This is a genomic window from Gordonia sp. p3-SID1431, assembly GCF_025143765.1.
GTDB classification, from domain to species: Bacteria; Actinomycetota; Actinomycetes; order Mycobacteriales; family Mycobacteriaceae; genus Gordonia; species Gordonia hongkongensis.
This window is the reverse complement of record NZ_JAMBDT010000085.1, coordinates 1-22,717: the sequence shown is the minus strand read 5'-3', so window position 1 is coordinate 22,717 and position 22,717 is coordinate 1. Positions and strand designations below refer to the sequence as shown.

At 67.2% G+C, this 22,717-nt stretch carries 25 protein-coding genes and 1 pseudogene; 21 read left to right on the top strand and 5 right to left on the bottom strand.

Going from position 1 to position 22,717, the window contains the following annotated elements; genetic code table 11:
• The 3 genes and pseudogenes from M4D77_RS18425 to M4D77_RS18415 form a co-directional block, all read right to left on the bottom strand.
• A pseudogene (locus M4D77_RS18425) lies at positions 1 to 1,145 on the bottom strand (S9 family peptidase); the annotation flags it as partial.
• Entirely contained in the window at positions 1,142 to 2,941 is a 1,800-nt protein-coding gene (locus M4D77_RS18420) for an N-acetylglutaminylglutamine amidotransferase (protein ID WP_137810328.1), read from the bottom strand. The gene M4D77_RS18420 and the pseudogene M4D77_RS18425, both read right to left, overlap by 4 nt.
• A gap of 121 nt (positions 2,942 to 3,062) precedes the next feature.
• Positions 3,063 to 3,539 (bottom strand): hotdog fold domain-containing protein, encoded by a 477-nt coding sequence (locus M4D77_RS18415; RefSeq protein WP_259936944.1) that lies wholly within the window; start codon positions 3,537 to 3,539, stop codon positions 3,063 to 3,065.
• A gap of 406 nt (positions 3,540 to 3,945) precedes the next feature.
• Here M4D77_RS18415 and rpsJ point away from each other — a divergent pair, with 406 nt between their 5' ends.
• From rpsJ to M4D77_RS18340, 15 genes are all read left to right on the top strand, one after another.
• Positions 3,946 to 4,251 carry a 30S ribosomal protein S10 gene (gene rpsJ, locus M4D77_RS18410; RefSeq protein ID WP_003938093.1) on the top strand — a complete coding sequence of 102 codons (306 nt, stop codon included), beginning with the start codon at positions 3,946 to 3,948 and terminating at the stop codon, positions 4,249 to 4,251.
• Positions 4,252 to 4,270: 19 nt separating this feature from the next.
• Positions 4,271 to 4,927 carry a 50S ribosomal protein L3 gene (gene rplC, locus M4D77_RS18405; protein WP_058252343.1) on the top strand — a complete coding sequence of 219 codons (657 nt, stop codon included), beginning with the start codon at positions 4,271 to 4,273 and terminating at the stop codon, positions 4,925 to 4,927.
• The gene (gene rplD / locus M4D77_RS18400; protein ID WP_058252342.1) at positions 4,924 to 5,613 is read left to right on the top strand and encodes a 50S ribosomal protein L4; all 690 of its coding nucleotides are present in this window, start codon (positions 4,924 to 4,926) and stop codon (positions 5,611 to 5,613) included. Before rplC ends, rplD begins: the two co-directional genes overlap by 4 nt.
• 1 nt (position 5,614) lies before the next feature.
• Positions 5,615 to 5,920, top strand: a complete 306-nt coding sequence (gene rplW / locus M4D77_RS18395) for a 50S ribosomal protein L23 (RefSeq protein WP_058252341.1) — start codon at positions 5,615 to 5,617, stop codon at positions 5,918 to 5,920.
• Between the two features lie 30 nt (positions 5,921 to 5,950).
• Entirely contained in the window at positions 5,951 to 6,787 is an 837-nt protein-coding gene (rplB, locus tag M4D77_RS18390; RefSeq protein ID WP_004020552.1) for a 50S ribosomal protein L2, read from the top strand.
• Positions 6,788 to 6,804: 17 nt separating this feature from the next.
• Positions 6,805 to 7,086, top strand: a complete 282-nt coding sequence (gene rpsS, locus M4D77_RS18385) for a 30S ribosomal protein S19 (protein ID WP_004020551.1) — start codon at positions 6,805 to 6,807, stop codon at positions 7,084 to 7,086.
• Positions 7,086 to 7,496, top strand: coding sequence for a 50S ribosomal protein L22 (gene rplV / locus M4D77_RS18380; protein WP_004020550.1), 411 nt, complete (start codon positions 7,086 to 7,088; stop codon positions 7,494 to 7,496). The genes rpsS and rplV overlap by 1 nt, the downstream gene beginning before the upstream one ends.
• A 2-nt stretch (positions 7,497 to 7,498) precedes the next feature.
• Positions 7,499 to 8,305, top strand: coding sequence for a 30S ribosomal protein S3 (gene rpsC, locus M4D77_RS18375; RefSeq protein WP_004020549.1), 807 nt, complete (start codon positions 7,499 to 7,501; stop codon positions 8,303 to 8,305).
• 3 nt (positions 8,306 to 8,308) lie between these two features.
• Entirely contained in the window at positions 8,309 to 8,725 is a 417-nt protein-coding gene (rplP, locus tag M4D77_RS18370) for a 50S ribosomal protein L16 (protein ID WP_004020548.1), read from the top strand.
• A complete protein-coding gene (rpmC, locus tag M4D77_RS18365) occupies positions 8,725 to 8,958 on the top strand; it encodes a 50S ribosomal protein L29 (protein WP_004020547.1) in 234 nt (77 codons plus the stop codon). Before rplP ends, rpmC begins: the two co-directional genes overlap by 1 nt.
• Complete coding sequence (gene rpsQ, locus M4D77_RS18360; protein ID WP_058252339.1) at positions 8,955 to 9,245, top strand: 30S ribosomal protein S17; 291 nt, start codon at positions 8,955 to 8,957, stop codon at positions 9,243 to 9,245. Before rpmC ends, rpsQ begins: the two co-directional genes overlap by 4 nt.
• Before the next feature lie 122 nt (positions 9,246 to 9,367).
• Positions 9,368 to 10,657, top strand: coding sequence for a sensor histidine kinase (locus M4D77_RS18355; RefSeq protein ID WP_259936940.1), 1,290 nt, complete (start codon positions 9,368 to 9,370; stop codon positions 10,655 to 10,657).
• Positions 10,654 to 11,757, top strand: coding sequence for a hypothetical protein (locus M4D77_RS18350; protein ID WP_259936938.1), 1,104 nt, complete (start codon positions 10,654 to 10,656; stop codon positions 11,755 to 11,757). Before M4D77_RS18355 ends, M4D77_RS18350 begins: the two co-directional genes overlap by 4 nt.
• A complete protein-coding gene (locus tag M4D77_RS18345) occupies positions 11,741 to 12,970 on the top strand; it encodes a sensor histidine kinase (RefSeq protein WP_058252336.1) in 1,230 nt (409 codons plus the stop codon). Before M4D77_RS18350 ends, M4D77_RS18345 begins: the two co-directional genes overlap by 17 nt.
• A complete protein-coding gene (locus M4D77_RS18340; RefSeq protein ID WP_259936937.1) occupies positions 12,967 to 14,067 on the top strand; it encodes a hypothetical protein in 1,101 nt (366 codons plus the stop codon). The genes M4D77_RS18345 and M4D77_RS18340 overlap by 4 nt, the downstream gene beginning before the upstream one ends.
• Before the next feature lie 24 nt (positions 14,068 to 14,091).
• Here M4D77_RS18340 and M4D77_RS18335 read toward each other — a convergent pair whose 3' ends face one another.
• Together M4D77_RS18335 and M4D77_RS18330 are read right to left on the bottom strand one after the other, a co-directional pair.
• Positions 14,092 to 14,463, bottom strand: coding sequence for a GNAT family N-acetyltransferase (locus M4D77_RS18335; protein WP_259936936.1), 372 nt, complete (start codon positions 14,461 to 14,463; stop codon positions 14,092 to 14,094).
• Complete coding sequence (locus M4D77_RS18330) at positions 14,460 to 14,957, bottom strand: phosphoribosyltransferase (protein WP_259936935.1); 498 nt, start codon at positions 14,955 to 14,957, stop codon at positions 14,460 to 14,462. Before M4D77_RS18330 ends, M4D77_RS18335 begins: the two co-directional genes overlap by 4 nt.
• A gap of 225 nt (positions 14,958 to 15,182) precedes the next feature.
• Here M4D77_RS18330 and M4D77_RS18325 point away from each other — a divergent pair, with 225 nt between their 5' ends.
• From M4D77_RS18325 to M4D77_RS18300, 6 genes are all read left to right on the top strand, one after another.
• Positions 15,183 to 15,389, top strand: a complete 207-nt coding sequence (locus M4D77_RS18325; RefSeq protein WP_259936934.1) for a hypothetical protein — start codon at positions 15,183 to 15,185, stop codon at positions 15,387 to 15,389.
• An 11-nt stretch (positions 15,390 to 15,400) separates the two neighbouring features.
• The gene (locus M4D77_RS18320) at positions 15,401 to 16,264 is read left to right on the top strand and encodes a glycosyltransferase family 2 protein (protein ID WP_259936933.1); all 864 of its coding nucleotides are present in this window, start codon (positions 15,401 to 15,403) and stop codon (positions 16,262 to 16,264) included.
• A 228-nt stretch (positions 16,265 to 16,492) separates the two neighbouring features.
• Entirely contained in the window at positions 16,493 to 17,941 is a 1,449-nt protein-coding gene (locus M4D77_RS18315; protein WP_175404338.1) for an ATP-binding cassette domain-containing protein, read from the top strand.
• Position 17,942: 1 nt separating this feature from the next.
• Positions 17,943 to 18,773 carry an ABC transporter permease gene (locus tag M4D77_RS18310; protein ID WP_058252332.1) on the top strand — a complete coding sequence of 277 codons (831 nt, stop codon included), beginning with the start codon at positions 17,943 to 17,945 and terminating at the stop codon, positions 18,771 to 18,773.
• Positions 18,773 to 19,642 carry an ABC transporter permease gene (locus M4D77_RS18305; RefSeq protein ID WP_259936929.1) on the top strand — a complete coding sequence of 290 codons (870 nt, stop codon included), beginning with the start codon at positions 18,773 to 18,775 and terminating at the stop codon, positions 19,640 to 19,642. The genes M4D77_RS18310 and M4D77_RS18305 overlap by 1 nt, the downstream gene beginning before the upstream one ends.
• A 372-nt stretch (positions 19,643 to 20,014) precedes the next feature.
• A partial coding sequence (locus M4D77_RS18300; protein ID WP_259936926.1) for an amino acid adenylation domain-containing protein occupies positions 20,015 to 22,717 on the top strand: 2,703 nt, incomplete at its 3' end.

Below are 22,717 nucleotides of genomic sequence, written 5' to 3'. Positions count from 1 at the left end.
AAGAACTCCATCAGCTCGGGCCGGAGCAGACACGACGGCCCCTCGCCGGCGACGACGTCGTCGCGGACCGGGAACACCTGCCGGTTGGCGACATCCACGAGATGAACGAGGGGGGAGTGCTGCGGGCTCGACACCGTCACCGTCACCACCGACCCGGCGGCACTGATCGAGAGATCGGAGGCCACCTCGCCGGGCAGGTCGATGGGCGGGTGCAGGGTCTGATCGGGCAGGGTCATGATCTGCAACTCGCTGCAGCCCCGCACATTCCACAGCAGGGCGACGGTCGACTGGTCGTGGCTGACCGCGAACTCGTCGAGGCCGATGTCGACGCGCTGGGCCATCACCCGGAAGCGCACGCCGAACTTGCTGACCTCGACTCCCAGGAGCCGCGGGAACTTGGCGTCGAAATCGCTGCGCACCAGCGCCTGGACGCTGTCGAGGTCGCGGTCCGGTTCGTTCGGGGCGGGGACGAACACCAGGGAGGAGTGGTCGAAACCCTGGTCGAGGAGGTAACCCTGGTCGGTGACCGCGCCCGGATCCTGTGGCAGCAGCGGGGTCATCGTGATCTCGTCGTCACCCGACTCGGGGCGGCGGCGCAGCAGCAGCATGTCGTGATAGCCCCGCGGACCTACTCGGACGAGGGTGGCACCCTTCCACGAGTCGATCAGCACGCTGCCGACGCGCTGATCGAGGGTGAGTGTCGTCCCGGTCCCCGGATGCACGCGGAGCGCGTGGGAGGTGCCGTCCTGATCGATGGCGGTGATCAGGACCCAGTCGGTGTCCCAGCCGACCAGGCCCACCGTGCCGAACGATCGCCCGTCGGGGCGGGTCGCGGCGATGCGATGGGCGGTGTCGTCGTCGGGATCGGTGGTGACGACCCACACCTGGTGATGCTCACCGCCGCTCGGCGCGATCTCGACCGCCAGCCAGCGACCGTCGGTGGAGTGCACCACCTTTCGGACGGGCCCGGTGGATCGTAGCTGCACCCAGCGCAACTCGCCGACGCCGTCCCGCGAGAGCGACCGCTGCGCGGCCCGCGGATAACCGGTGCCCTCGTCGACGATGTAGGCGAAGGCGCTCCCGTCGGGAGAGAGCGAGGCGCCGTAGGTCTTCCAGCCGCGGTCGTCGAAACGCAGAGCGGTCACCGTCGGGCGTTCGCTTCCATCGTCTGCAACCACATCTCCAGCACGGCGACCTGCCACAGTTCGTTGCCGTCGAGTCTCGTGCGAATCCCGTTCGGATCGGCGAACAGTCGGTCGAGGGCCTCGGGACGGTACAGGCCGCGATCTCGGGCCGCCTTCGACCGTAGGGTGTCCGACACGAGATCGAGGACGCCGCCGGTCAGATGGCGGATACCCGGCACCGGAAAGTACCCCTTCGTGCGATCGATGACTGCCGACGGCAGCAACGCCCGGCTCGCCTCCTTGAGGACGCCCTTGCCGCCATGTGCGAGTTTGAGATCGGGGGGACACGTGGCGGCCAGTTCGACGAACTCGTGGTCGAGGAACGGGACGCGGGCCTCCAGGCCCCAGGCCATCGTCATGGTGTCGACGCGTTTGACCGGGTCGTCGACGAGCATGACGGTCGTGTCCAGGCGGAGGGCGGCGTCGACGGCGGTGGCCGCGCCCGGTGCGGACTGGTGGGCCCAGGCGAACTCGAAGCTCGGGTCGTACCCGGCCTCGGTGAGGTAGTCGTCTGCGAGGATGCCGCGGATGTCGACATCGTCGCGGTCGAAGAACACGTCGGCGTACGCGCGCGTCGTCTTCTCCCGGGTCACGTCCAGCAGCGGGGGATACCAGCTGTACCCGCCGAGGATCTCGTCGGCGCCCTGACCGGACTGGACCACCTTGATGGACTTGCTGACCTCCTGCGACAGGAGATAGAACGCGACGCAGTCGTGGCTGACCATCGGTTCGCCCATCGCCGCGACCGTGTCCGGGATAGCGGGCAGCAACCGGTCGGTCCCGATGTGGATCTTGTGGTGGTCGGTACCGAAGGTGTCGGCGATGAGGTCGGAGTAGGCGTACTCGTCCCCCGATTCCCCGGCCGCGGAATCGAATCCGATGCTGAAGGTCGCGAGGTCGGTCTGGCCCTGCTCGGCGAGCAGCGCGACCACCAGCGAGGAGTCGACGCCCCCGGACAGCAGCACGCCGACCGGGACGTCGGCGACCATGCGCCTGCGCACGGAGGTCCGTAGCGAGTCGAGCAGCTCGTGCTGCCATCGCTTCTCGTCCCAGTCTCGACGGTCGGGATGCGGTTCGAAAGCCGGTTCCCAGTAACGGCGTTCGGTGCGGCGTCCGTCGGGCTGGATGGTCATGACGGTGGCCGGCGGCAGCTTCCGGATGCCGTTGTAGATGGTGTGCGGTGCCGGGACGACGGCGTGGAAGCTGAAGTAGTGGTGCAACGCCACCCGATCGATCGAGGTGTCGACGTCGCCGGCGCGCAGGAGTGCCTGCACCGACGAGGCGAACCGGAGTCGACCGGGGGTGTCGGCGAGATAGAGCGGTTTGATGCCGAGCCGGTCCCGTCCGAGGGTGACCACGCCGGTGTCGGTGTCGACGACGGCGAACGCGAACATGCCCATGAAATGGTCGACGCAGTCGGGGCCCCAGGCATGGAACGCCTTGAGGATGACCTCGCTGTCGGCGTGGGAGAAGAACGTGTAGCCCTTGCCCTCGAGTTCGGCGCGCAGTTCGTGGTGGTTGTAGATGCAGCCGTTGAAGACCAACGCCAGGCCGAGTGCCGGGTCGATCATCGGCTGACTGCCCTTTTCGGTCAGGTCGATGATCTTCAGGCGCCGATGACCGAGCGCCACAGCGCCTTTCGAGAAGACGCCCGAGCCGTCAGGGCCGCGACGCGTCATCTCGCAGGTCATGGCGTCGACCGCCGAGACATCCGGAGCCGTCCCGTCGAACCGGATCTCGCCGCAGATTCCGCACATGGGTCGGTGGTCCTCCTCGTTACCTGTCGTACTCCGGTGCCGCTGGTGCCCTGGTGCCCCGGGCGGAGGCATCCTCCCACCCTAGGAGCAGCCGGTCGGGACGGCACCCCGGGCGGGGCGACTACTTCGGCGTCAACCAGGTGGTGATGTCGCAGTGCACGACCTCGACCCCCTCGGTGTCGACGATGCTCACCGACACGGTGACGTCGGTGCCGGTGGTGATCGCGTCGAAGTCGACGGGGTCGGCCAGTCGCGCCTCGGCGGTCAGGCGCGTCGTCGCCTTCGTCAGATAGCTGGTCTGCATCGCCTTGGGAATCCAACGGTGGGTGGTGGGGGTGGTGGCCTCCATCAGCATCCCCATCGCGGCCTCGGCCAGGTTGCACGCCGCGATCGCGTGGAAGGTGCCGATGTGGTTGTGGACGCCGAACCAGTTGGGTGCGGTGACCTTGCAGTATCCGGGCTCCATCTCCTGCACGAGAGGCAGGACGGTGCCGAAGTACGGGACCTTCGCGACCATGCCGAGGGAGAAGAGAACGTTGCCCAGCGGATTGGCGGGCAGCTTCTTGCGCAGGGCGAAGGTGGGGTTCGTGGAACTCATGGCGGTATCTTACTCATCGGTCAGGTAAGGTTTCTGCCGACGGCCACCGGCGCTGATTTGATCGTGCTCCCGACCTGATGCATACTGTTCGGGTTGCCTTGACCGGCGGACGCAGGTTGTGCCATGTGCCAAACCCGCGGTCGCGATCAGGTGAATGACTCCCAGGCCCGGTCTACGGGGACTGGGCGTGTAACGCGTGCCCCGATATCGGTTCACGGTCCCGACACGCCCGACCGCGGGTGCCGGAGCAAACCGGCTCGTACCAGGTGCGAGCCAACGTACAACGACAGATGAACAGCGTCGATTGCCGTATCTCACACGGTGGTCATGTGCTCAGCCGGCGAGAGGTCGGTCCAGATCACGCGGTGTTTGTCTGTCGAGAACAACTGACGGAAGAGGACACAGCGTGGCGGGACAAAAGATCCGCATCAGGCTCAAGGCCTACGACCACGAGGCGATCGACGCTTCGGCGCGCAAGATCGTGGAGACCGTGACCCGTACCGGGGCACGCGTCGTCGGCCCGGTGCCATTGCCCACCGAGAAGAACGTGTACTGCGTCATCCGTTCGCCGCACAAGTACAAGGACAGCCGCGAACACTTCGAGATGCGTACCCACAAGCGACTCATCGACATCCTCGACCCGACACCGAAGACGGTCGACGCGCTCATGCGCATCGACCTGCCGGCCAGCGTCGACGTCAACATCCAGTAGGACGGGGGCGAGATAACACATGAGCAATCAGAGTTCGACCAAGGGCATCCTGGGCACCAAGCTCGGCATGACCCAGGTCTTCGACGAGAACAACCGCGTCGTCCCGGTGACTGTCATCCAGGCCGGCCCGAACGTGATCACCCAGCTCCGCACCGCGGACCGTGACGGCTACACCGCCGTCCAGCTCGCCTACGGCGCCGTCGATCCCCGCAAGGTGACCAAGCCGGTCGCCGGCCAGTTCGGCAAGGCCGGGGTCACCCCGCGCCGCCACCTGGCCGAGATCCGCGTCAACGACGTCGCCGAGTTCGAGGTCGGTCAGGAACTGACCGCCGAGATCTTCGCCGACGGCGCGCTGGTCGACGTCACCGGCACCTCCAAGGGCAAGGGCTTCGCCGGTGTCATGAAGCGTCACGGCTTCGCCGGTCTGGGCGCCAGCCACGGTGCCCACCGCGTGCACCGCGCTCCGGGCTCGATCGGTGGCTGCGCCACCCCGGGTCGCGTGTTCAAGGGCATGCGCATGGCAGGCCGCATGGGTAACGACAAGGTGACCACGCAGAACCTCACCGTCCACAAGGTGGACGCCGAGGCCGGTCTCCTGCTGATCAAGGGAGCGATCCCGGGTCGCAAGGGCGGCATCGTGATGGTTCGCGACGCAGTGAAGGGTGGTGCCAAGTGAGCACCGAGACGGCTACCAAGCTGACGCTGGACGTCAAGACCGCCGACGGCAAGACCAACGGAACCGTTGACCTGCCCGCCGCGCTCTTCGACGCCCCGGCCAACATCGCGCTGATGCACCAGGTCGTCGTGGCCCAGCAGGCCGCGGCACGCCAGGGCACGCACTCCACCAAGACCCGCGGCGAGGTCCGCGGCGGTGGCGCCAAGCCGTACCGCCAGAAGGGCACCGGCCGTGCGCGTCAGGGTTCGACCCGCGCGCCGCAGTTCGCCGGCGGTGGCACCGTCCACGGCCCGCAGCCGCGCGACTACAGCCAGCGCACCCCCAAGAAGATGAAGGCGGCCGCACTGCGCGGTGCGCTGAGCGACCGCGCTCGTAACGAGCGCATCCACGTGATCACCGAACTGGTCTCCGGGCAGAAGCCCTCGACCAAGTCGGCGCGTCAGTTCCTGGAGAGCCTCTCCGATCGCCGCAAGTTCCTGGTCGTCCTCGGCCGCGAGGACCTGACGGCGTGGCTGAGTGTCGCGAACCTGCAGAACGTGCTGCCGATCGCGCCGGATCAGCTCAACACCTACGACGTCCTGGATTCGGACGAGGTGGTGTTCAGCGTCGAGACGCTCAATGCCTTCATCGAGCAGAACACGGCGGATGCCAAGGCTGCCGTCGAGAAGACAGCAGAGGAGGCCTGACATGGCGACCGTTGCCGACCCGCGCGACATCATCCTGGCGCCCGTGATCTCGGAGAAGTCCTACGGGCTCATGGAGGACAACGTGTACACCTTCCTGGTGCACCCGGAGTCCAACAAGACCGAGATCAAGATCGCGATCGAGAAGATCTTCGGTGTCAGCGTTGCCAGCGTCAACACCGCGAACCGACAGGGCAAGCGCAAGCGGACCCGCACCGGCTACGGCCAGCGCAAGTCCACCAAGCGCGCCATCGTGTCGCTGACCGCAGACAGCAAGCCCATCGAGATCTTCGGGGGCTCGGTCAGCTGACCGGGGCGCCCAGAGAAGGACTAGAGACTCATGGCTATTCGTAAGTACAAGCCGACGACCCCGGGTCGTCGTGGGGCCAGCGGCTCCGACTTCGCCGAGGTCACCCGTGACCACCCGGAGAAGTCGCTGGTGCGTCCGCTGCACGGGCGTGGTGGCCGAAACGCTCACGGCCGCATCACCACTCGTCACAAGGGTGGCGGCCACAAGCGCGCCTACCGTCTGATCGACTTCCGTCGCAACGACAAGGACGGCATCAACGCCAAGGTCGCTCACATCGAGTACGACCCGAACCGCACCGCGCGGATCGCGTTGCTGCACTACGTCGACGGCGAGAAGCGCTACATCATCGCGCCCAAGGGCCTGAAGCAGGGTGACGTCGTCGAGAGCGGCTCGACCGCCGACATCAAGCCCGGCAACAACCTGCCGCTGCGCAACATCCCGACCGGTACCCAGGTCCACGCCGTGGAGCTGCGTCCGGGTGGCGGCGCGAAGATGGCCCGCAGCGCGGGATCGTCGATCCAGCTGCTGGGCAAGGAAGGCACCTACGCCACCCTGCGTATGCCCTCCGGCGAGATCCGTCGCGTCGACGTGCGCTGCCGCGCCACCGTCGGCGAGGTGGGCAACGCCGAGCAGAGCAACATCAACTGGGGCAAGGCCGGCCGTATGCGCTGGAAGGGCAAGCGCCCGACCGTCCGTGGTGTCGTCATGAACCCGGTCGACCACCCGCACGGTGGTGGTGAGGGCAAGACCTCCGGTGGTCGCCACCCGGTCAGCCCGTGGGGCAAGCCCGAGGGCCGTACCCGCAAGAACAAGGCCAGCGACAAGCTGATCGTCCGCCGCCGTCGTACCGGCAAGAACAAGCGATAACAGGAGGAGGTAAGAGAATGCCACGCAGCCTCAAGAAGGGCCCGTTCGTCGACGACCACCTCCTGAAGAAGGTGGATGTCCAGAACGAGAAGGGCACCAAGCAGGTCATCAAGACCTGGTCCCGTCGTTCGACCATCATTCCCGACTTCATCGGTCACACCTTTGCCGTCCACGACGGCCGCAAGCACGTGCCGGTGTTCATCTCGGATTCGATGGTCGGGCACAAGCTGGGCGAGTTCGCCCCCACCCGTACCTTCAAGGGTCACATCAAGGATGACCGGAAAGCGAAGCGCCGGTAATGACTACGCAGACCGATAATCCGACAGCAAAGGCAACCGCCAAGTTCGTGCGCGTCACGCCGATGAAGGCGCGTCGTGTCCTGGACCTGGTCCGCGGCAAGAACGTGGACGAGGCCCTCGACATCCTGCGGTTCGCGCCGCAGTCGGCGTCCGAGCCCGTGTACAAGGTCCTGGCGAGTGCCGTGGCCAACGCGGAGAACAACCTGGATCTGGATCGCCGGACCCTGGTCGTCGCCACCGCGTTCGCCGACGAGGGCCCGACCCTCAAGCGCTTCCAGCCGCGCGCGCAGGGTCGTGCGTTCCGTATCCGCAAGCGCACCAGCCACATCACCGTGGTCGTGGAGAGCCTGCCGGAGAAGGCAGCCGGCGGCCGTGGCCGTTCGCGTCAGCCGAAGAAGAAGGGAGCCTAGTAGTGGGCCAGAAAATCAACCCGCACGGCTTCCGTCTGGGCATCACCACCGACTGGAAGTCGCGGTGGTACGCCGACAAGCAGTACGCGGACTACGTCAAAGAGGATGTCGCCATCCGCAAGCTCCTGTCCACGGGGCTCGAGCGGGCCGGCATCGCCAAGGTGGAGATCGAGCGCACCCGTGACCGGGTTCGCGTCGACATCCACACCGCGCGTCCGGGCATCGTCATCGGTCGCCGCGGCGCCGAGGCCGATCGCATCCGCGGCGACCTGGAGAAGCTGACCGGTAAGCAGGTCCAGCTGAACATCCTCGAGGTCAAGAACGCCGAGTCCGAGGCCCAGCTGGTGGCCCAGGGCGTCGCCGAGCAGCTGAGCAACCGTGTGGCGTTCCGCCGCGCGATGCGCAAGGCGATCCAGTCGGCGATGCGTCAGCCGAACGTGAAGGGCATCCGGGTCCAGTGCTCGGGTCGTCTGGGCGGCGCTGAGATGAGCCGCAGCGAGTTCTACCGCGAGGGTCGCGTGCCGCTGCACACGCTGCGCGCCGACATCGACTACGGACTCTACGAAGCCAAGACCACCTTCGGCCGGATCGGCGTGAAGGTGTGGATCTACAAGGGCGACATCGTCGGTGGACGTCGTGAGCTGGCCGCGGCCGCTCCGGCAGCCGAGGATCGCCGTCCGCGCCGGCCCAGCCGGCCCCGGCGTAGCGGTGCCTCGGGCACCACTGCGACGAGCACCGACGCCGCTCGCGCGGCCGAAGCCGCTCCCGCCGAGGCCACCGCTGGTGCGGCTGAGAAGCAGGAGGGCTAGGCCATGTTGATCCCACGTCGGGTCAAGCACCGCAAGCAGCACCACCCCAGCCTCAAGGGGCAGGCCAAGGGCGGCACCAAGGTGACGTTCGGCGATTACGGCATCCAGGCTCTGGAAGGCGCGTACATCACCAACCGTCAGATCGAGTCCGCTCGTATCGCGATCAACCGGCACATCAAGCGTGGCGGCAAGGTCTGGATCAACATCTTCCCGGACCGTCCGCTGACCAAGAAGCCGGCCGAGACCCGCATGGGTTCGGGTAAGGGTTCGCCCGAGTGGTGGGTCGCCCCGGTCAAGCCGGGTCGCGTGCTGTTCGAGATGACCTACCCGAATGAGGAGATCGCTCGCGAGGCCCTGCGTCGCGCGCAGCACAAGCTCCCCATCAAGACCAGGATCGTGACCAGAGAGGAGCAGTTCTGATGGCACTCGGAGTTGCTGCGAACGAGCTTCGTGAGCTCAACGACGCTGATCTGGTCGATCGCCTGAAAGAGTCGAAGGAAGAACTGTTCAACCTTCGGTTCCAGATGGCCACCGGCCAGCTCGACAACAACCGTCGCCTGCGGACCGTGCGTCGCGAGATCGCGCGTATCTACACCGTGATGCGCGAGCGGGAGCTGGGCCTGGCGTCCGGACCGGATGGTGATGACGCATGAGTGAGGACCAGAAGGTGACCGAAACCCAGACCGAGGTGCGCGCACGCCGCAAGGAGCGCATCGGCTACGTGGTCAGCGACAAGATGCAGAAGACCATCGTGGTCGAGCTGGAAGATCGTAAGAGCCACCCGCTCTACGGCAAGATCATCCGGACCACGAGCAAGGTCAAGGCCCACGACGAGAACGGCGATGCCGGCGTCGGTGACCGCGTGCGGATCATGGAGACCCGCCCGCTGTCGGCGACCAAGCACTGGCGTCTCGTCGAGGTGCTGGAGAAGGCCAAGTAAGCCCTCTCCCAACGAGTTCTGCCGTCACCGGCCCGTTCCCCACAGGGAGCGGGCCGGTTTCGTGTATTTGGTCTCAACAGGGGATTGACCGGTCGAGCCGGACAGTGTGAGGCTGAGACGCGATGCCCACCACCGATCTCGCGAGCGGCGACACCCCCGCACGACCCGCGTGGGTGCGGCGCGCATTCGAATCGGATTCGGCGGAGCCGGATCTGGACCGCGTCCGCCGGGTGGGCGCCCGCTTCCTGGGCCTGGGTTTCATCGGTTACCCCGTGGTCTCCGCGGCGTCGATCCTCGCCTCGGCGCCGCTGACCGACGCCTGGTGGCCACCGCTGAGCATCCTGCTGTCGGTCGGACCGGGAATCCTGTTGATCGCGGCGACCTTTCGACCGGGCACGGCGTGGCTCACCCCGCTCGCCCTGACGACCTGGGCCGGGTACATCCTCGGCCTGGGTCTGTGGTTCGTGGCCTGGAACGGGACGACCCTGACGAATCCCGACGACTCGGCGCAGTGGATGGTCGCCTTCTGCGGTATGCCGAGCATGGTGCTGATGCTCGTGCGGCCGCGTCTCGCGGTGGCGGGTCTGCTCGTGTCGTCGACCCTCGCGCACATCTCCCAGCAGCTCGGCCGATTCGGTGAGGTGACTTCCGATGCGCCCGTGGAGATCCTGTGGTCGCTGGTGTTCACCGGTGTCTTCCTCGCGGTCGTGCTGGTCGCGACCCGCACCGGCCGTGAGCTCGACGAGACGCGTGAGGAGACCTACCGCACCGCGGCCAACGTGGCCGCGGCGTCGGCCCGCGAGGTGGAGAAAGAGCGGTTCGACGCCATCGTGCACGACCGGGTCATCGCCTCACTCCTGGCCGTCCGGCCGGGGCGTCCCGACGAGCGGCTCGCCGCCCAGGCCGCGTCGGCCCTCGACGAACTCGCCCGGGTGCCGGGACCCGGGGATGCGGACACCGTGACGGATGTCGAGGTGGTCCGGCGCATCAGGCTGGCCGCCGCCGACATCTCCGAACGATTCGACGTGGAGGTCGTGGGTGGCCAGAACGCCGGTGACCAGGACCCCGGTGACCAGGACGGCGTGGAGGTTCGGCGTGCCGAGCCCGCCTCGTATCCCGTCGAGGTCCTCGATGCGGTGGTCGAGGCGATGTCGGAGTCGTTGCGGAACGTGCTGCGCCACGCCGGGGACGATGCCGAATGCGCTGTCATCGTGCAGTTGGCATCCGACGCCCTGAGCATGGCGGTCGTCGACGACGGCGTCGGGTTCGATCCGGAGTCGGTGGCGGTCGGCCGGCTGGGAATCGCGGTGAGCATCCGCGGTCGTCTCGCGAGGCTGCCCGGTGGCCACGCGCGGGTGCACAGTCGCGCCGGGCGGGGGACCACGGTTCAAATCCGATGGGAGCGGTCGTGAGACGAGAGTGTTCTCGCGGCGTCGACGACGCCGAACGCGGCGAGGTCGTCAATGCGTTCGGCATCGGGTCGCGGCCCCTGTGGCTGATGATGGGCGCGTTCGCATGCGGCTACTTCGCCGTGACGCTCTATGCCGACTCGTCCATCACCGGGTGGTGGCAGTGGACCGGAGTGTTCGCCGGTTTCGTGTTGTTCGTCGTGGCCGGGATGACGATCCTCGATTCGCCCGGTGATCCGCTGCCCGGGTCGACGACCTCCGTCGTCGCCGCGATGACCGTCTCTGCCGTGGCCGTGACGCTGTTCTCGTTGCCGTCGCCGCCGTCGCATGTGATGCAGACCGGGCCGCCGATGGGGGCATCGGTGATCATCCTGGCCTTCGTCGCGGTGCGCGGTCGTCCCCTGGCGGCGTGGCTCGCGAGCGGTTGCATCAGCGTCATCGCGGGCGTGTGGGGCGCCGTCTCGACCGCGGGAGCGGTCTGGGGACTGTCGATCACCCTGCCGGGATACGCGATCATGATCATGGGGTCGCTGTTCTCCGTCATGCTGCGCCCGATGGCCCGCAACATCTACGAACTACGCGAGGCCAACGAACGTCAGGCGGCGCTCGACGCCGCCGCCGCTGCGGCCACCGAGGTGCGGGACCGACGTCTCGCCGCCCTCGACGAACGCGCACGCCCCGTCCTCACACGCATGGCGCGCCGCGAGACCTTCACCGCCGACGAGGTGGTCGCGGCCCGACTGCTCGAGGCGCAGTTACGCGACGGCATCCGTGCCTCCGGGCTCGACCTTCCGACGGTCCGGGACGCGGCGTGGCGGGCGCGTCAGCGGGGTGTGCGCGTCGTTCTGCTCGACGACGGCGGGCTGGCCGAGCTCGACGACGCGCACGCGGACGTGGCGCGCGAACGGCTGGCGAAGGCGGTCGCCGAGCTGCTGGACGAGGTCGAGGACGGCCGCGTGACGGTACGCATCCAACCACCGGGTCGCGACGCGCTCGCGTCGGTCGGAGTGGACGCGAGCCACGTCTCTCACCGGGTCGAGTTCCACCCCCGTGTGCTGGTCCGCACCGAAATCGGGCGCGAGGCACGTGCTGAGAACGCCTAGCGCACGGAGGGTCGACGACGGCGCCGCCACCGACGCGGAACCCATCGAGACCAACGCCGATCTGGTACGCGCACAACACTATGCGGCTCGCTTCGTCGGAGCGGGCGTGATCGCCTACTCCGCGGCGATGCTGCCGGTTCTGATCGGTTCGGCCTCGCTGACGGCTTCGTGGTGGCCGCCGCTCAGTGCAGCACTCATCGTCGGACCCGCGATCGCACTGCTCGTCGGTAGTTTCCGTCCGACGACGGGATGGATACTGCCGGCGGGCATCTGCAGCGCCGCCGGTTACCTCCTGGCGACGGCATTGTGGTTCGTCGCATGGAACCCCGACACCGCGGGCGGGTACGGACGGTGGCCGGTGTGGCTGGTGCAGTTTCCCGGCGTCCCCGGGCTCGCGTTGGTGATCGCGCTCCGGTTCGGCTCGGCGATCGGCTATCTTGTGGTGGCGACGGCGATGGTGCACACCGCCAATCAGCTGGCCGTGTTCGGTGGTGTCCGGGCGACGATGTACACGAGTACCGCCCTGACCATCGGGCTGACGGGGGTGTTCATGGCGGTGGGGATTGTGACGATGCGAACCGCTCAGAAGCTGGGGGAGACGCGCTCCACCGCGGTGCGGGCGGCGGAGGTGACCGCGTCGGCGGTCGCACGGGAAGCCGAACGCTCCCGCTATGACGCGTTGATACACGATCATGTGATCGCCTGCCTCCTCGCGCTGCGGCCGTCGACCCGGGACCAGCGGGTGGCCGAGCAGGCCCGACAGGCTCTCGGCGAGATCGACGCCTGGCGTCGCGGCGACCGCGATGTGGGTGGTGACGTCGTCCCGACAGAGTTGCTCCGGAAAGTCCGGCTGACGACCGCACAGATCGACGACGATGTGGAATTCACCGTCCACGTCGTCGACAACGGCCAGACCTATCCAGCGGAGGTCGTCGAGGCCGTGCTCGCCGCTCTGTCGGAGGCGATGCGCAACAGCGTGCGCCATGCCGGGGACCACGCGGAGCGGGTCGTCGGTGGTGAACTCGCGGCCGACGCGCTCTGGGTGGGCGTCGCCGACGACGGAGTGGGGTTCGACCCCGGACATCTCGACTCGTCGCGCTTCGGCATCGACGCCGGACTCATCGGTCGAATGCGCGCGATCGGCGGCGACGCGGAGGTACGCAGCGCTCCCGGCCGCGGGACGGTGGTGAGGCTCTCATGGTCGCCGAGATGAGCGGCGCAGGCATCCAGGCGTCCGCCGCAACTGCTTGCGCGGCCGCCGGGACCGGCGGTCAGGACGACGACCTCTTCGGGTTTGGATCCCGCGCAGTGCTTGTCGCGCTCGTCGGATTCGCGGTCGCGTACGTGACAGTGACCGTCGGAACCGGCCTGCACATCACCTCACCCCGTCGATGGGCAGGCTTGATCGTGGCATTCGGGCTGCTGGTGGTCACGGCACGACGGGTGGTGCGACTCCCGGACGGCCGATGTGATCGACGGTCGGCCGTTGCGGCCGCCGTCGCGGTGCTCGCCGCGACCGGGATTTCGTGGTGGTCGCTGCCCGCCGAGCAGTACATGACGCTGCAGAACGGCCCGGCGACCGCAGGAGGAATCGTGGTGCTGACGCTCGTCGCGGTGCGTGGGCAGCCGGGAATCGCGTGGGCCGGCGCAGTGGCGATGAGCGTGCTGTGCGGGCTGTGGGGTCTCGACCGGGGCATCGGCTTCGTTCCCGGCGTGACGATCACCGTGTGGGCATACCCGGTTCTCGTCCTGTCGGCGCTGTTCCTGCTCATCCTCCGGCCGATGGCCGATCAGAATGCCGAACTGCGGGCCCGGTCCCTCCGGGAGGCGTTCGACGCAGCATCGACGGAGGCGGCCGCCGACGAGCGCCGGCGCAATTTCGAGGACTTCGAGCAGCGTGCGCGCCCGGTCCTGGAGCGCATCGCCGCGGACGAAGAGTTCTCGTCGTCGGAGATCGCCGAGATGCATCTGCTCGAGGCCCAGCTCCGCGACGGCATCCGGGCACCCGACTGGGACACGCCCGCGATCCGGGATGCGGTGTGGGCGGCGCGAGCCCGCGGGGCGGTGGTGATCCTGCTCGACGACGGGGCGCTGCAATCGCTCGATGAAGAAGACCGCGCTTCGTCACGCGATCGGATGGCGCGCCTGTTGCTCGACGAGTTGGCTGCCGACAACGAGCGGGTGACAGCCCGGATCATGCCGCCGGGCCGACCGGTGGCGGCGTCCGTGGTCGTCTCGTCGCGAGACTGCACGCGTCGGATCGAGATGACCGCAGAGGGCGAGGTGGTGCGGAGCGTCTCGGGCACGTGAGGACGAGATTCAGACCAGTCCGGATCAGGAGCGCAACCACTCGAGGACGGCCGGCGTCACCGGAGCGGTCGCGTCGGCATATTCCGGGTGTTTCTTCAGGAACGAAGCCACCAGCGGGCACACGCCTACGATCGTGAGGTTGCGTGCGCGGGCGTCTTCGAGGGCTTCGCGCACCAGGATCGTCGCGAGACCGCGTCCGCCGAACGCCGGGTCGACCTCGGTGTGGAAGAACACCCGCTCGGTCGTCGGAGCGTCGTCGGTCCCGGAGACCCGGTCGCGGTACTCGGCGAAGCCGGCCAGTGCGACACCACCGGGCGCGTCGACGTGGATGTCGTAGCGGTGTTCGGCGGGGTTGTCGCGCACCGTGGTCTCGGCGCCGGTCTTGTCCGCGGTCATTGCTGCACTTCCACGATCGGGCCGTGCACGGACCAGGGGAAGTCGATCCACTTGTCGGTGGTCCGCCAGCTGTAGTCGGGGATCGTGATGGTGTGCGGCTTCTTGTAGAGCACGGCGTTGCGGACCTCGGCGACCCGTCCCTGCTCCTGGCAGAAATCGTTGACCAGTTTGAGGGTCTTGCCGGTGTCGGCCACGTCGTCGACGACGAGCACCCGCTGGTCGGTCAGACCGCTCGACTCCAGGAGCGAGGGCAGCATCACCGGTTCGGACAGTGTCTCGCCGACGCCGGTGTAGAACTCGACGTTCAACGAGATCATCAGCTTGCAGTCCAGGGCGTAGGCGAGGGCGCCGGCCGGGATCAGGCCGCCGCGGGCGATGCCGAGGATGATGTCCGGCACGAACGCGTCGGCGGCTACGTGCTCGGCGAGTTGGCGGCAGGCGATGCCGTTGAGCTCCCAGGTGAGAACTTCGCGCTCGGGAGATGGAGTGGTCATGGGGACACTCTTCCAGAGCGCCCGCGGCGCCGGGAGCCGAGTGGCACACCGACTCGGGTCTTACGCCGAGGGGACGCGATGCGAACCGGGGCGCGAATATGGCTCGAAGGTTTCGGTGAAGAACCGGTTAATTGCTGCTATTCCCTTTCACCTCGACGAAAAAGAATGTCGGAAACACGCTATTTGATGTAGACGTTCGTGCATTTCTCGGTATCATTGCGGCCAATGAATACTGCGCTTCACAAATCTGATGCTCTTGCCGATTTGCAATCGTTGATCCATGTGTACTCGAGCAAGCATCATTGTCTGGCGCTTGCGGTCGTGTTAGGAGAACACAACCAAATCAACTTGCAAAAACGATTTCATGAATGCCCGCAAGGTGTACGAACGCTGGTCAGTGTCGGTCCGTATTTGGTGGTGGGGGCGTTGTGAGTACACTTTCGGTGATCGTTCCGGCATATAACGAGGCCGACACGATCAGACGATGCCTGGACCATCTGATCGCCCAGACCAGGCACGTCGACGAGATCATCGTCGTCGACAACTCGTCGACGGACGCGACCGCGGCCATCGTCGACGAGTTCGCGGAACACAACGACAACGTCCGGCGCATCGTCGAGCCTCGGCCCGGGGTCATCCCGGCGCGCAATTGTGGATTCGATTCCGCCACGTCGGACATCATCGCAAAAACCGATGCGGACTCGTTCGTGCGGGAGGACTGGGCCGAGCGGATCGTGACGTTCTTCGATTCCGAGGAAGGACAGGCTTACGACGGTCTGACGGGCGTGGTACTCACCTGGGACGGTCCGTCGCGCGCACTGCAGCATCGTCTCGTGACCCTGACGCTGGGCGCATTGGCCGACGGGGGAAAGATCGGGGGTCTCAGCGGCCCTAATTACGCGATCCGTCAGGTCGCATGGAAACAAGTGCGGGATTCGCTGAGGTCCGACCCGGACATCTGGGAGGAACTCGACCTGAGTCTGGCTTTGTCCGACTGGGGCCTGATGATGTATTTCGACCCGCGCGTCCAGGTAGACACCTCGTGCCGACAGTTACGTCACTCACCGTGGCAGAACCGCTCCTACATCGCCGGTGGTGTACGCACGGCCGCGCGGCGGGGCGACGATGCGGCGGTGAAGGTGCTCCGGGTCGATCGGCCGTTCCGATTCTTGGGATTCACCGTGATGTGGTTGTTGTTCCGGCCTTGGGATGACGAGAAGCACAACTGGCGCCCCCACCGACTGCTCATGCCGCTCGAACGGCGCCGCGCCCTCGTCACCTGTGAACGCCGCGCCGACGACCGGTGACCGCGGTGATGGCGTGCGGCGGGTCGCGAACGCCCGCGTAACCTTTCCGCGCGGCCCGACGACAAATTCGTGAATGACGGACCGGGTCAAATTCGTCCGAAACGGCGAATCGTGCGTAAGTTTGTTGTCGTGGATGCCTAGCTTCAGATGGTCGTGCCCCGCCCTGCGGACTCTCGGCTGACGAGCGGGCTGTCCGTGTTGTCCTGTCGTCGACGCGTAGAGGAAGACATGTCCGAGGCCAGTGGTCAGCGACCCTCAGTCGCGTCCTACGAGCCGCGTCATCAACGGCACGACCCGCCCCTTCCGCCACTGCCCGAGGACCCGTTCGTACTGCCGGACCCGGTAGCGGAGCAACTTCGGCGCTGGCGTGCCGAACGGGAGAGTCCCTCGACGCCGACCGCGGACGACGCGGATTCGGACGTCACCTCACCCAACGGCCATACCGCAGGCCCGGCCGCCCGGGCCCCCTATCGCGCCGCACCGCCCGAGGACGAGGCCCTCGTCGGCGAGCGCCCTGTTGATGGGGTGCGTGGCGGCGGCGATGAACGGGCCGACCAGCGAGACTTCGCATCCCCGGATCACAACGGCCACGTCGTCGAGACGGCACCGTTCGATACACCGGCGCGGATGGTTCCGCAGTGGCATCGACCTCCGGCCGATGGGTCCGGATCGCCGACAGTTGACGTGCCGTCGCCGGAGCCGCCCCCGCCGACCACCGCGGCCCCATCAGGGCTCGCGATCGAGGCCAGGAACCTGCACAAGAAATTCAAGGACATGGTCGCCGTCGAGGACGTGAGCTTCACCGTCCCGGCCGGCAGCATCGTCGCGTTGCTCGGGCCCAACGGCGCGGGTAAGACCACGACGGTCAACATGCTTTGCACCCTGTTGAAGCCCGACGGCGGCACCGCCACCGTCAACGGTCACGATGTCGCACACGACGCGGCATCGGTCCGGAAGTCCATCATGCTGACCGGGCAGTTCGCCGCCCTCGACGAGGCCCTGACCGGCCGCGAGAACCTGGTTCTGTTCGGTCGTCTCCTCGGCCTCGACAAGTCGGCTGCCCGCGCCCGCGCCGACGAACTGCTCGACGCCTTCTCGCTGACCGATGTCGGCGGCAAGCGGGTCCGCGAGTATTCCGGCGGTATGCGCCGACGGATCGACATCGCCTGTGGACTTGTCACCGCGCCGCGGATCGTCTTTCTCGACGAGCCCACGACCGGGCTCGATCCGCGCAGCCGCCTCGAGGTCTGGTCGCTCGTGGAGAAGCTCCGCGACTCCGGTGTCACCATCCTGCTGACCACCCAGTATCTCGAAGAGGCCGACGTCCTGTCCGACAACATCGTCGTCATCGACAAGGGGCGGGTCATCGCCGAGGGAACGTCCGACGAGCTGAAGGCGTCGACCGGTGCGGCCTACTGCGAGGTCACACCCGCCGACCCCGCGGACCGTGCCCGGCTCCGCGACACCCTGGCCGATCTCATCGCCGATCACGTCCAGGGCGATGACGACCACTTCGTCGCCGTGCCCGCGCCGGACGGTCCCGAGACCCTCGTCGAGGTCATCAGGAGAACGGCAGCGGCCGACATCCCGCTGTCCGATGTCGCGATGCGGCGGCCATCGCTCGACGAGGTCTTCCTGGCGCTGACCGATCCGCGCCGGGACCGGAGTTCGACCTGACATGACGACTTCTGACGTACTGCGATCGGGGGCGATGTCGTCGGGATCGGTCACAACCGTGCTGACCGAGCCGCGCGTGCGGCCCGTCCAGCAGTGGTGGGCGCTGTCCGGTCGCGGGATCTCGAAGGTGTTCCGGGGCGGCGAGGTGATCTTCGCGTTCGTGTCCCCGGCCTTCCTCGCGATCTGCTTCTACCTACCGCTGCGCAGCATCGTCGAGGTCACGCCCGGGATCAACTACGGGCAGTTCCTGATGCCGATCATCGTGCTGCAGTCGGTGAACTTCGCTGCGTCCTCGGCGGCGATGCGTGCGGCCTTCGACGGCGTCCAGGGGATCAACACCCGGTTCCGGGTGATGCCGATGTCGCCGGTGATCCCGATGTTGGCGCGGACCGCGACCAACGGTGTCCTGCTGGTGATCTCGCTCGTCTGCGCGGCGGTGGCCTGCCTGATCATCGAGTGGCGTCCGGGCGGCGGTCTGTGGGGCACCGTCGGGCTGTTCGGTTTGGCGTTCCTGATCGGCGCCCTGTTCTCGTGGGCGGCCGACGGCCTGGGACTGGTGGCCGGAAGTCCGGAGGCCACCAGTCAGGCGCTGGCGCTGCCGACGCTGATCCTGGGCATGATGTCCACGGGGTTCGTGCCGCTGACCCAGTTCCCGGAGTGGATTCAGCCGTTCGTGCGCAACCAGCCGATCTCGCAGTTCGCGGATTCGATGCGCGCTCTCGACGCCGGGACCGCCACATGGCACCAACTGCAGCCGTCGCTGTGGTGGTGCGCCGGCCTGGCCGCGACCGCGCTGCTTCTGCTGGCGATCAGTACGCGGAGGGCGCGCTGATGAGCGCCCTCGACGTGAGCACGGCGACCGTCGGGGAACCGGGCGCCCAGCGACAATTCTTGACGACCGCAGCCACCGACGTGCCGCGGGAGTCGTCGTTCCGGGCGTGGTGGCACCAGAGTCTCCCGCTCGCCGGCCGACAGATCGTGGTGTTCGTCCGCGACGTCCCTACCCTGATGCAGGCGCTGCTCTTCCCAGCGCTGAGCATGATCATGTTCAAGGTCGTACTCGGCGACGCCATCGGGTCGGCAACCGGCCAGAACAGCGCCTATGGCACGGTGCCGCTGGTGATCCTCGTCGGTGCGATGTTCGGTTCGATCGCCTCGGCGACCCGCCTGAACCGGGAACGGGCCACGGGTCTGCTGGCCAGGCTGTACGTCCTGCCGATCCATCGGGCGGCCGACCTCACCTCGCGGGTGATGTCCGAGCTGGTCCGCATCCTCGTGACGACGCTCATCCTGCTCGCCGCCGGCCACCTGATCGGTTTCCGGTTCACCCAGGGGTTCGGATCGGCGATCGGACTGGTACTGGTGGCTCTCGCGTACGGCGCCGCGTTCGCCACCCTCACCCTCGCACTCGCCGTCAGCGCCCGGCCGGGAGCGCCGATCGTGCCCTATCTCGGACTGGCATCGAGTCTGCTGATGTTCTTCAATTCCGGTTTTTCGCCGATAAGCGCTTATCCCACCTGGCTGCAGCCGATCGTCGCTAATCAACCGATGACCCCGGCCATCGAAGCCATGCGTGCGCTGGCCGCGGGCGGTCCTCTCGCCGAGAATCTGGTGAAAGTCGCGGTTTGGACCGTGGTGATTCTGGTCATTTCCATCTATCCAGCTCTTCGCGGTTATCGAAAGGCCGCAAGGGACCGATGACCGCGAACCGATCCAGTGGCGTCCGGGTAACGAATGACGCTCGGTATGGCTTCAGCCGCGCCGACGTGGACCGCCCCACCATCGGCCGCGCGCACATCCACGCTGGTCAGAGTCCTATGCGCCCAGCGGGACGCCCGTCGGGGGCGGTTGTCTCGCCGGGCCTGGACACGCCGCGGCAGGTAACAAGGAAGGTGGCGTCGGCGATGGCATTCTCAGAGGCTGGCCCCGCATCCCGGTTTCATGAGACCCCCTCGCGTGAAATAGGATGGAGATTCTGTGTCGGCGTCCGATGTGGAGGGTCTGAACGATTACCAACGGCAGTGTCGTGAGGTCTAATCGACTGCAGGACTAGCGAGGGAGAGTTCAGAGGACGTGGCAATCGCCGATTACCGTGCGGGTACGCCGGGTGACGTGGACGAGACCATTCAGGTCCTCCCGCTCACCGCGGCGCAGCGCGGCATGTGGTTCGCCGAGTCGCTGTCGTCCGAGTACTCGGTCAACATCGCTCAGTACGTGGACATCCGCCACGCGCCGGGTGGACTGGACATCGACCTCTTCGCCCGTTGTTGTGAAGAGGTCGGGAAACTCGTCGAGTCGCCCTTCGTCCGTCTGACCGAGATCGACGGCATCCCCATGCAGTACGTCGACGTCGACTTCGATCAGACCGTCGACATCCTCGACTTCCGTTCCGAGGCCGACCCGGTCGCCGCGGCGATGGCGTGGATGCAGGCCGAGTACCGACAGCCGGTGGATCTCCTCACCGACCAGTTCATCATCGTCTCGATCCTGCTGATCTCCGACGATCGCACGTTCTGGTACAACCGCGCCCACCACATCATCATCGACGGCTATGCCGCGCTGTCGATCATGCGGCGCACCGTCGACCGCTACAACGCTCTCCGCCGGGGAGAGGAACCGCGCGACAAGCCGCCGGCCACCATGGCCGACATCGTCGCCTACGAGGAGGCCTACCAGGGCAGTACCCGGCGGCAGACCGACCGCACGCACTGGCTCGACCGCGTCGCGGACTTGCCGGAGCGGGTGACGCTGTCCAAGGTCGGCACCACCGGTTCGCTGTCGTTCGACAATGTCGTGGCCAGTGCAGCTCTCGACCCGGACCGGCAACGCCGGTACGAGGCCCTCGCCGGTGAGCTGAACAGTTCGCTGGCCGTCCTGATGACCTCGGCGTTCGGCGCGTTCCTGGCGCGCATGAGCAACCACGACGACATCGTCCTCAGCCTCCCGGTCACCGGCCGGGCCACCGCGAAGATCAAGATCTCCGGTGGCATGGTGTCCAACATCCTGCCGATCCGGTTGCGTGAGGTGGCCTCGAAGTCGGTGCGGGAGCTGATCCAGACCGCGCAGCTCGAACTGACCGGCGCACTGCGGCACCAGCGCTACCGCTCCGACGACATCCGCCGCGACGCCGGTCTCGATCAGAGTTCGGTCTCGTTCGGACCCACCATCAACATGGTGTTCTTCGACGAGCAGGTCGCCATCGACGGCACCGAGATGGAGTACCGGATCCTGACCTCGGGCATCCTCGAGGATCTGCTGATCAACCTGTACCAGTCGAGCCCCGGCGCACCGCTCGTCGTGGACCTGCACGGCAACCCGCATCTGTACGCACTGGCCGAACTCGACGCTCTGCACCAGCGATTCCTGACGTTCCTGGACCGGTTCCTGTCGGAGGAGGCACTCGACACCCCCGTCGCCGACGTCGGCCTGCTCGTGGACACCGATCGCCGTCTGCTCGAGGCTCTTCCACAGCCACGACCGCGGGCGACCACGCCGACCCTCGTCGAGATGTTCGACGAGATCGCGACCGCTCATCGTCACCGGGGCGCCGTCTCCGACGCCGGCGGCACGACCCTCAGTTACGCCGAACTCGCGAGCCGCTCGGACGCGATGGCGCGAGCGTTGCACGCTCGCGGTATCGGAGCAGGCGACCTGGTCGGCGTCGCGACGGCGCGCGACACGAGTCTCGTCGTCGTGATGCTGGCCGTTCTGAAGGTGGGAGCGGGATACCTGCCACTCGACACCGGCAATCCGGAAGAGCGTCTGCGCTACATCGTCGACGACGCCGCGCCGGCGTGCCTGATCGTCTCCGACGGCGATCGGCCCGGGTGGGCGGGGGAGTGCGAGGTCGTCGAGGCCGGGGAACTGCTCGACGAGGCGGGGACTCCGGAAGTCGCCGCGGTCCCGGTACCGCGCGGCCCGCGGACCCCGGAGGCGACGGCCTACGTCATCTACACCTCCGGATCGACGGGGGCGCCCAAGGGTGTCGAGATCGTTCATCGGAACGTCGCCACGCTGCTCGACGCGGCGTCGGCCGACTTCGAGTTCACGCCCGAGGACGTATGGTCGGTCTTCCACTCCTATGCCTTCGACTTCTCCGTGTGGGAGATCTTCGGCCCGCTGCTCACCGGCGGTCGTGCCGTGATCGTGGACCGAATGGTCGCCCGCGCGCCCGCCGAGTTCCTGCAGTTGCTCGCCGACGAGCAGATCACCGTGGCGTCCCTGACGCCTTCGGCGTTCAGCATCGTGGCCGACGTCCGGCGCCGGACGGGAACGTCGTTGGCGTTGCGCTACATCGTCTTCGGTGGCGAGGAGCTGCGCTTCGACGAGGTGCACAACTGGTACGAGGCGTTCGGTGACGAGATCGAACTCGTCAACATGTACGGCATCACCGAGACGACGGTCCACGTGACCTACCGTCCGCTCGATCCCGATCTGGTGCGCGATGAGAGTGCGAGCCTCATCGGCCGTCCGTTGAACTCGCTCGGCCTGCGGGTCCTCGACAACCGCCTGCGTCCGGTGCCCGAGGGTGCGGTCGGCGAGATCTACGTCGTCGGCGGACAACTCGCGCGCGGGTACCGCAACCGCCACGGCCTCACGGCGACCCGATTCGTCGCCGACCTGTACGGCACCGGCGAGCGGATGTACCGGTCCGGCGATCTGGGCCGGCGGATCGGTACCGACGTCCAGTATCTGGGGCGCGCGGACACCCAGGTGCAGTTGCGGGGATTCCGGGTGGAACTGGGCGAGGTCGAGACGGCGCTGCGCGCCGTCGAC

Coding starts and splice junctions, on each gene's coding strand:
- rplV (WP_004020550.1), top strand. CDS start 7,086: ATGACTACGCAGACCGATAATCCGACAGCAAAGGCAACCGCCAAGTTC.
- M4D77_RS18310 (WP_058252332.1), top strand. CDS start 17,943: ATGACGACTTCTGACGTACTGCGATCGGGGGCGATGTCGTCGGGATCG.
- rplP (WP_004020548.1), top strand. CDS start 8,309: ATGTTGATCCCACGTCGGGTCAAGCACCGCAAGCAGCACCACCCCAGC.
- M4D77_RS18420 (WP_137810328.1), bottom strand. CDS start 2,941: ATGTGCGGAATCTGCGGCGAGATCCGGTTCGACGGGACGGCTCCGGAT.
- rpmC (WP_004020547.1), top strand. CDS start 8,725: ATGGCACTCGGAGTTGCTGCGAACGAGCTTCGTGAGCTCAACGACGCT.
- M4D77_RS18340 (WP_259936937.1), top strand. CDS start 12,967: ATGAGCGGCGCAGGCATCCAGGCGTCCGCCGCAACTGCTTGCGCGGCC.
- rplC (WP_058252343.1), top strand. CDS start 4,271: ATGAGCAATCAGAGTTCGACCAAGGGCATCCTGGGCACCAAGCTCGGC.
- rplB (WP_004020552.1), top strand. CDS start 5,951: ATGGCTATTCGTAAGTACAAGCCGACGACCCCGGGTCGTCGTGGGGCC.
- rpsS (WP_004020551.1), top strand. CDS start 6,805: ATGCCACGCAGCCTCAAGAAGGGCCCGTTCGTCGACGACCACCTCCTG.
- M4D77_RS18335 (WP_259936936.1), bottom strand. CDS start 14,463: ATGACCGCGGACAAGACCGGCGCCGAGACCACGGTGCGCGACAACCCC.
- M4D77_RS18305 (WP_259936929.1), top strand. CDS start 18,773: ATGAGCGCCCTCGACGTGAGCACGGCGACCGTCGGGGAACCGGGCGCC.
- rplW (WP_058252341.1), top strand. CDS start 5,615: ATGGCGACCGTTGCCGACCCGCGCGACATCATCCTGGCGCCCGTGATC.
- rpsQ (WP_058252339.1), top strand. CDS start 8,955: ATGAGTGAGGACCAGAAGGTGACCGAAACCCAGACCGAGGTGCGCGCA.
- M4D77_RS18325 (WP_259936934.1), top strand. CDS start 15,183: ATGAATACTGCGCTTCACAAATCTGATGCTCTTGCCGATTTGCAATCG.
- M4D77_RS18415 (WP_259936944.1), bottom strand. CDS start 3,539: ATGAGTTCCACGAACCCCACCTTCGCCCTGCGCAAGAAGCTGCCCGCC.
- M4D77_RS18355 (WP_259936940.1), top strand. CDS start 9,368: ATGCCCACCACCGATCTCGCGAGCGGCGACACCCCCGCACGACCCGCG.
- M4D77_RS18330 (WP_259936935.1), bottom strand. CDS start 14,957: ATGACCACTCCATCTCCCGAGCGCGAAGTTCTCACCTGGGAGCTCAAC.
- M4D77_RS18315 (WP_175404338.1), top strand. CDS start 16,493: ATGTCCGAGGCCAGTGGTCAGCGACCCTCAGTCGCGTCCTACGAGCCG.